Genomic DNA, 7,816 nt, shown 5'->3' on the forward strand with positions numbered 1-7,816 from the left:
GGCCATGCGCACGGCCGGCTCGCCGATCTCGGCCTGCCAGGTGCGGGCGGCGGCGACGGCATCGGCCAGCAGGCGCGACGTCTCGGCCTCGCCGCTCGTCAGCGCCCGAAGCCGATCGATGGTCTCATCGAGCGCCGGGCGGCCGGCCCGATAGGGCTCGAGGCTGCTGTCGCGTCCGGTGATGAGGTAACCGCGCAGCCCCGTTTCCTGGTTGAGCATGGCGCCGCGAAAGGCGTCGAGGCCGCGCGCCACGAGCGTCACCTTGCGACGGGCCTCGGTCGCCTCGTTCAGGCGGTCCAGCGTGAACAGGACCGTGCCGCTGCCGAGGACCGACACGAGCGCGATGGCGCCGATCGCGCCGCCGAGGGTGCGGTTGAGGCCAAACGTGTTCGGCATGTTCGAGCGTTCCTGCGCAGACCTGTGGGCGGCGCCCTGCGGTCCCCTTGCCGGCGCAGTCGGCCGAGTCGGCATTCGAATCAAGTGCGTGCGGGGTTCATCGGTCGACGACGCCGATAGGGATCGTGCATCCGCTCATCAAATCCGGCCCGATTCCGGCGTGCCTCTCGAAGCCGGCCGCGCGGCGGATCTCGCCGGCCGCCATGCGCGGATCGCCGCGCCCGGACCGATGCGTGGCGCTGGGGCGGACGCCCCCCGAGATGCCGTGGAGACGGTGCCGCCCGGGCGGCGATGGGAAACCCGTCCCGCACCCGAGGGGCATGACGACCGAGCCGCAGGGCGGCGGGACACGACCCGCGATCGGGAACCGGCCTCAACGCAACAGGGGAAGCTCTGCGCCGAGCAGGCAGAGGCCGACGATGAACAGCCCCGCGCCGATGACCTCCAGTCGCAGGCGATAGGCGGGCATCAGCAGGGACGCCGCGACCAGGCCGGTCCCGGCGACGAGGCAGATCAGGCTTGAGGCCAGCATGGGCGGATGTCCTTCCGCCCACCCCCTACGTCGCGCGATCGAGAAAGTTTTGCCGGCGCGGGCGCGGGCCAGCAGATCGCCGTCCTCTGGCGCCGGCGGCGCTAGAGCCCTAAAGCCGGCGCATGCTGAACGCACCGACGACGCGCCGCCCGCTGGTCCTCGCCGCGGTGATGGCGGCGATGTTCATGATCGCGATCGAGGCGACGATCGTCTCGACGGCGATGCCGCAGATCGCGGGCCAGCTCGGCGACCTCCATCTCTACGCCTGGGTGTTCGCCTCGTTCCTGCTGACGCAGACCGCGACCACCGTGGTGTTCGGCAAGCTGTCCGATCTCTACGGCCGGCGTCCGGTGCTGCTGTTCGGCATCGCAGTGTTCCTCGTCGGCTCGCTGCTGTGCGGCATCGCCTGGTCGATGCCTTCGCTGATCCTGTTCCGGCTCGTGCAGGGCGTCGGGGCCGGCGCGATCCAGCCCGTGAGCATGACCGTGGTCGGCGACCTCTACGCGGCCCGCGAGCGCGGACGGGTCCAGGGCTACCTCGCGAGCGTCTGGGGCGTCTCGTCGGTGGCCGGGCCGCTCGCGGGCGGGCTGATCGTCGGGCATCTGAGCTGGCCGTGGATCTTCTGGATCAACCTGCCGGTCGGCGTCCTCGCGGCCGTCCTGTTCCTGCTGTTCCTGCGCGAGGAGGTGGAGCGCAAGCCGCGCCGGATCGACGTGATCGGGGCGGCCCTCTTCACGGTGGCGATCGCGGCGCTGATGATCGCCCTGACCGAGACGTCGGCCGCGCCGGCCCTCGCCGTCGCCGCCGGCCTGACCTTCCTGGCGGCGATCGCGCTGTTCGTGCTGCAGGAGCGGCGGGCCGCCGACCCCATGCTGGATTTCTCGCTATGGGGGCAGCGACCGATCCTCACCGCCAACGCCGCGACGCTGCTCTCGGGCATGGCGATCATCGGGCTCACCGCCTTTCTCCCGATGTACGTGCAGGGCGTGCTCCGGCAATCGCCGCTCGTCGCCGGGTTCACCCTGACCCTCATGGTGCTCGGCTGGCCGATCGGCGCGACGACGGCGGCGCGCAGCTTCGTCCGCTTTGGCCTGCGACCGGTCCTGCTGCTCGGCGCCGCCCTGCTGCCGATCGGCGCGACGGCCTTCGTGGCCTTGGGCCCGGAGACCTCGCCGGTCGTGGCGGCGGCTGGGTCGATCGTGATGGGCCTCGGCATGGGCTTCCTGTCGACGGCGGCGATCGTGATCATCCAGGACAGCGTCGCCTGGGGGCAGCGGGGGGCGGCCACCGCCTCGAACATCTTTGCGCGCAACCTCGGCTCGACGCTCGGCGCCACCGCGCTCGGCGCCGTGCTGAACTATCGCCTGATCCATCCGGACGGCGGGACCGGAGTGGATCCCGACCAGCTGCGCCGCCTGCTCGACGATCCGGCGAGCCTCGGCGCAGCCGGCGAGGCGGCCCGCCTCAGCCTGCAGCACGCCCTGCACGGCACCTTCTGGACGGTCTTCGCCGTCGCGCTGCTGACGCTGTCGGCATCCCTGCTCGTGCCGCGCGTGGCGATCGCGGAGGCGGCACCGGCCGTCGCGGAGTAGCATTCGGCAGCTACGCTCGGTGCTCGGCCGCCTCTCGTCCGGGCATTTTCTTCGTATCCGATCGCCCGTCCTGTGCCGCACGCCAGCATCCTGGTTGCCATGCGAGCCGAGACGCGATCGGATCGATCGGAGCGACGGCACGGTCGTCCGAGCCCCCACCCCGCTTGTCGCCGGCACCGGCTCGCGGTAGGCAGGAGCAGGGTTTCCGTCGCCGTCTTGCCGCCCCACGTTGAGCGGCGACGGTACCGATGCCTAAAAGCAAGCTGGGACAACGGCTTGGGCCTGTAGCTCAATGGTTAGAGCCGACCGCTCATAACGGTCTGGTTGCAGGTTCGAGTCCTGCCGGGCCCACCAGTCATCACAACGACTTAAGCAGGCATCGTTTTATGCCCCGGGGCGGTCGCCCAACAGTTTACCCAACGAAACGCTATTTTTGCCCCTGTTTTTGAAGGCTCCCGCGGCGCCGGACTGAAAGTCCGGGTGGTGGTGACCGTAGACGTTGATCAACACGTCAGGCGTCATGCCGAGGAAGCCGGACGCCTCCCAGATGCTGACGCCGCGCTGCATCAGCCAGGTCGCCGCGGTGTGTCGGAGGACATGCGGTGAAGCATCCTCCTCAAGGCCCGCGAGGCGGACTGCCGATGCGAAGGCCGTCTTGACCGAAGCAATGGGCTTGCCGTTCCACTCGACCGCGAACTCGGGCATCGTTCCATCGCGTCGCGGCGTCACCGCCCAGCGGCGCAGATGCGCCACGAGGTGCGATGGTAGCTTCACGACGGGCTGCCTCTTCTTCGTAACCCGATTGCCCTCGGCTCGCCGGTAAAACAGCCCCTTATCGAGATCGACATAGGCCCTGCCCTTACCGCGGTGGAACGACGCAGCAGCAAGCGCTCCGGCCCGTGTCCCGGTATAGAGGCCGAGCAGGATAAACCGCGCAAGGTGCCGAAGTGGGCGCTTGTCGGTCTGAACTGCCTGGCCGCGGTTCGAGCCCCGATGGACGGTTTGCGTCTCGCGGTAGCGCCAGCACACCCAGAGCAGGCGAGCCGCCTCCTCTCTCGTTAGGAAGCGGTCTCTCCCCTCCCCTTTCTCCGGCAACGGGACTTTGACGACCCCACGATGCAAGCCTTGGGTCTGGTGATGCCCGATGGCCGCTCGAAGGTCTTCTAGGTCTCGCCGGGCGCCGCCGGTCCGTTTCCTGGCAACGACATAGTCGCGGCACAGCGGCCCTTTGATATCGGACAGGCGTTTGCCACCGAAGAACTCGTTCAGCCGGCCGATCCGTCCCTTCAGCCGGCGATAGCCGATCGGGTCGGACGCTTCGATCAAGCGTCGCCGCGCCTCAAGGTACAAGATCAGCACGTCCGCGACTGGGATTGCTTCGAGGTCCCGAAGCGACCGCGACGGGGTATGCTTGGCGATGTTGTGCTCTGCGAGAGCGCGTTCGGCTGCTGCAAAATCGCCCTCAAAGCATCCTGTGGGGTACTGCTTGCCTCCGTCGAGGATGAGCCAGGCCGCTCGTGACGCGACCTTGCCGCTCCGCTTCCGCTCAGGTCGTAGCCAGAGTGGGGCGGGTTTGCGTTGACGCGGCATAGCTCTCTCATTCTCGCGATGGCGCCGAGGGTCGTCCAATCGCGGCCAGCGACGCGCTCGACGGCTAGCCGCCCGCGAGCCTTTTCCGTGCGCAGGCCGGAAGCGGTCATGCCGCCGCCCGGGTAGGCGAGTGCCGCGGCCACATCGAGCCGCAGCGGCGTCTCGTCGGTAATCTCCGATGCGTCGGGGATGTGTAGCGCCCTACCCATCATGGTTGTCCTGGCCCGCACGTATCGCGCGAGCGATGTCTGCACGTGTGACCTGAGGAGCGTGGCGGGACATTTAGATGGGTCCTTCGTCCGGCAATGTTGATCCGTAGGCGAACTTGTAAACCGACTGGCCTGATGATCGGCGTTGCATGTCCACATGAAAGTGGTTAGATGCACATCATTAGTGCGGTATTGCGCGATATATGTCAATTCTTATGCGCATGAAAAGTGCGACCTGTTCGCTGCCATGATCACTCCTGCGCAGTGTCGCGCGGCGCGCGCCTTGCTGGATTGGAGCCGTGAGCAGTTGGCTACTGCCGCGAGGATCGGCCTGCGTACCCTCGTGGATTTCGAGCGCGGCGCACGCGATCCTCACCACGCTACACTTGAGGCGATCGAGCGTGCCTTGGGTGAAGCTGGTGTGACGACAGACCTTTCAAAGGGCAATGGTCTGGGCGTTCGGCTGATCGGAGTTGATCCTGCTCTACAAGAGCATGTCGAATAGCGGCGATGAGTGATTTCTGATCTAAGGTCGTTAGCTAAACTTCCGCGAACCTCATGATCCATCACTTGGTTCAAATCTGACGGTTGATACGCTCGCCCTTCGGCTCATGGCAGCCCTGGGGATCGCTTTTGGCGCATCCCCACGGCAGTCATTCATTAGCTGTCAGACAACAGCACGCGCAGCATTTGCTGATCCCCGGGTCGGTTGTTGGCGTGTTGCGCACTTCCGTTGAAGCTCTAGAAAGTGCGATATCGCATCGCAATTTTGCAAGGGATACGATCCCGCGTGGAGGCAATTGATGCGGGAAGACGTAAATTCAATCAAGGGGATCATAAAACAACATAACGGGAGCAAGGCGGTCTCAGAGGGGCACAATCGCCGACTGTGCTCTCTTGGAAACACCATCGCCCTTTCCGGCAGCCCTAGCGAAAGATGACTCCCCATCCGCAATGGGGATGATAACTAATCCGAACAAAGCGTTAATCGATGGCCTTCGATCTAATAAGGCCTCGCCATCCGCAGAGAGCAGCTTCATGGACCAGGCCAAAAAATACCTCTGGCAGGGCTTGTCTTCTCTGGATGTTCCCGCGGACGATCCGGTCTCTGTGACGCATCAGAGCAAGGTGGTGCGGCTCGTTGAGCCCGCCGGCAACCTGGATGAGCCGTTATCATCAGCACCGCGCTCCTCGGCCCGTGACTGGTCCGCGCTGATCGAACGCGTTCGTCATGCAGCCAATCATGCCCGCGAGGTCGAGGCACAGGCGCAGGAACAGGAGCTGCGCGTACGGGAACTGCTGGATCACGCGCGGGAAGATATTCGAAACGCTGCCGAGCGGGTCCGTGCTGCTGAGGCACGCACCGCCGATGTCCAGAGTCGTGCTGATGTCTTGCTCAAGGCCGCCGACGAAAAGGTGAAAGCCGCCGAGGAGCGAGCACGGATTGCGGAGGAGTGGCTATCTCGTGTCTACGATACGGTTGCGAGGGAGTTCGGTGTTGAACCAGGAGCTAAGGGAGGGGCTTGATGTCGGCTGCTGCTCAGCCCCGTGCCGTCGATGCACACCCGGACGGGCATGATCCTGAACCGAACGACGCTTGGCGCACCAGCACCAAATGGGCCGCCGAGGCGTTGTTGGACGACAAGATCGTACCGCTCTTCACCGAGCCTGGTGTACCTGTCCCACAGGAGGCCCGAGGCGAACCAAATGCGGTCGATTGGCCTGCAGCGATTGACCTGATCCGAGATGTTGGAGCCCGTGTTCGCCAGGCACGTGATTTTGCTCAGGAAGTGTCGCGTCACTCGCAGTCGATCATCCAACGGAGTGTCAAGCAGGCCGAGGATGCCGAACGGCGTGCGGAGGCTGCCGAGGCGACCGCAGCAGTAGCCATTCTGCGAGCCAATCAGGCCGACGAACTTGCTCGCCTATCGGAGGCAAGGGCCAAACTCGCGGAGCAGCAGGCTGAGACGGCGAAGGCAGCTGAAGCGGAGGCCCAGCTTTGGCTTCGGCGTATTCATGCTTGCCTCAAGGATGAGCTAGGCGATCTCACTGTCGATTATGCCTAGCAACGTCGAGGCTGTAGGTGAGATGCGCGCCCGAGTGGACGAATTGCAGGCCGAGTTGGCAGCAATTCTGACAGGGGGTGATGCGTGGTTGGAAGAAGCCGAACCACGGTTAGGACTGATGCTGCGGAGTGGCTGATAGACTGCCCCACGGCTGGTCACCCGACGCTTGCAGAAAGTTTATTCCCGCTGCTGTGTTTCCGCTCGTGCCTTATCGAATGCCTCATGCCCAGTGGATCCTTCGTCATTCCGCGGCGTCCCAATATCGCTCGGCTCCGTAGCACCGGTCGACAAAGAACCCTGTGACCTGCCGCTTGACGGAAGATCTCCGTAGGATCGCTCGCCAGGCGGCGTTTCAGCGGGATCAGTCTCGGTGCGCTTCGGGTCGGTCATAGTCGGGATGCTCCCTATCAGTACGACAGCGCCTACAGGCTGATGGTAGTAGAGATCCAAATCGGGCGAGCGATTACAGAGAAGGCTTCAGACCTTCACCACCTCGACAGCCAAGCCACCGCCGCTAACTGTCTCCGGGATGTCTGAGTGATCATAGTACCCCGCCTCATGCGCCATCGCGTCAAGGGCTGCGATCTCATTCAATGCCGAGCCGGTCCAAAGGATGGCACCGGTTGCACGCTGCCTGACCTGAAACACCTTCATCGCGCCCCTCCGGACCCATCGAGAGAATAAGCGCGGCGGTGGTGAACCGTTCCGTTAAAGCATATGGCTGGGCAGCGTGTCGCGGGTCGATAATGTTGCCGTGGAGCGACAGGTTCGGGTTTCGCCAAAAGTACCGCTTTCGAGACACCGAATAGACAAGCTTCGGCAATTATGGTGATTGGCCCCACCACTCATCCAGCCTGCTGCCATGATCGCCACCGTCCGCATCGCCCTCCTCGATCACCGCGAGGTCACGGCCGTGCTCGCTACCTCCGCGGCCTTCCTGATGTGCGTGCTGGCGTTAGTTTGGATAGCTGGTTGACCGAGATCATGAGGGGCGCTCCGCATTTCAGCGGAGAGCTTGGATCGGTCAGTAGAAGCTTCGACGGCCGTAGCCGTAGCCGCGGCCCCTGCCGTAGCCGCGGCCATAACCGCCATAGCCCCGGCCGAAGCGCGGTCCGCCGTAGCCACGTCCACCATAACCGTAGCCACCACGGTAGCCCCGACCGTAACCACCACGGCCGTAACCACCGCGTCCATAGCCGTAGCCAAACTGTACAGGCTCGACTGCCGGTGCCGTCTCAGGGATGGCGGCGATCCCAATCTGCGCAGCGGAAGCGGGAGCAGGTGCGAGAGATAACCCTGCAATGTGTGTAGGGCGGTGACAAAACCATCCACTGGAGCGTCGGCGGGGTGCTGATGCGGCCGGGGTAAAAGCCGGCCAGTGGAGAGGCTTCTCTTTCGGGAGGGGCCCAGGATGTTTGCCGTGGAAGTCTA

General features: G+C 64.8%; 8 protein-coding genes and 1 tRNA gene. 5 read left to right on the forward strand and 4 right to left on the reverse strand.

All coding sequences use genetic code 11. The annotated features are described in order from the left end of the window. Both FV223_RS15185 and FV223_RS30460 read right to left on the reverse strand, forming a co-directional pair. Window positions 1-396: CHASE3 domain-containing protein (locus FV223_RS15185; protein WP_187276150.1), on the reverse strand; the 396-nt coding region annotated here is incomplete at its 3' end. Window positions 397-769: 373 nt separating this feature from the next. Then, the gene (locus FV223_RS30460) at window positions 770-928 is read right to left on the reverse strand and encodes a hypothetical protein (RefSeq protein ID WP_187274923.1); all 159 of its coding nucleotides are present in this window, start codon (window positions 926-928) and stop codon (window positions 770-772) included. A gap of 122 nt (window positions 929-1,050) precedes the next feature. Between FV223_RS30460 and FV223_RS15190 the strand changes: the two genes are divergently transcribed. Both FV223_RS15190 and FV223_RS15195 read left to right on the forward strand, forming a co-directional pair. Beyond that, on the forward strand, window positions 1,051-2,520 hold the full coding sequence (locus FV223_RS15190) for an MDR family MFS transporter (protein ID WP_147727823.1): 1,470 nt from the start codon (window positions 1,051-1,053) through the stop codon (window positions 2,518-2,520). 278 nt (window positions 2,521-2,798) lie between these two features. After that, a tRNA-Ile gene (locus FV223_RS15195) sits at window positions 2,799-2,874 on the forward strand. 30 nt (window positions 2,875-2,904) lie between these two features. Here FV223_RS15195 and FV223_RS15200 read toward each other — a convergent pair. Then, entirely contained in the window at window positions 2,905-4,110 is a 1,206-nt protein-coding gene (locus tag FV223_RS15200) for a site-specific integrase (protein WP_147727824.1), read from the reverse strand. 354 nt (window positions 4,111-4,464) lie between these two features. Here FV223_RS15200 and FV223_RS15205 point away from each other — a divergent pair, with 354 nt between their 5' ends. The 3 genes from FV223_RS15205 to FV223_RS15215 all read left to right on the forward strand — a co-directional run bounded on the left by FV223_RS15205 (window position 4,465) and on the right by FV223_RS15215 (window position 6,385). After that, window positions 4,465-4,824, forward strand: coding sequence for a helix-turn-helix transcriptional regulator (locus FV223_RS15205; RefSeq protein WP_246687886.1), 360 nt, complete (start codon window positions 4,465-4,467; stop codon window positions 4,822-4,824). A 533-nt stretch (window positions 4,825-5,357) separates the two neighbouring features. Next, the gene (locus tag FV223_RS15210) at window positions 5,358-5,846 is read left to right on the forward strand and encodes a hypothetical protein (RefSeq protein ID WP_246686606.1); all 489 of its coding nucleotides are present in this window, start codon (window positions 5,358-5,360) and stop codon (window positions 5,844-5,846) included. Beyond that, a complete protein-coding gene (locus tag FV223_RS15215) occupies window positions 5,846-6,385 on the forward strand; it encodes a hypothetical protein (RefSeq protein WP_147727825.1) in 540 nt (179 codons plus the stop codon). Before FV223_RS15210 ends, FV223_RS15215 begins: the two co-directional genes overlap by 1 nt. Before the next feature lie 477 nt (window positions 6,386-6,862). Here FV223_RS15215 and FV223_RS30465 read toward each other — a convergent pair whose 3' ends face one another. Continuing rightward, window positions 6,863-7,039, reverse strand: coding sequence for a hypothetical protein (locus FV223_RS30465; protein WP_187274924.1), 177 nt, complete (start codon window positions 7,037-7,039; stop codon window positions 6,863-6,865). Between the last annotated feature and the right edge of the window lie 777 nt (window positions 7,040-7,816).

The organism is Methylobacterium sp. WL116 (genome assembly GCF_008039455.1).
Taxonomy (GTDB): domain Bacteria; phylum Pseudomonadota; class Alphaproteobacteria; order Rhizobiales; family Beijerinckiaceae; genus Methylobacterium.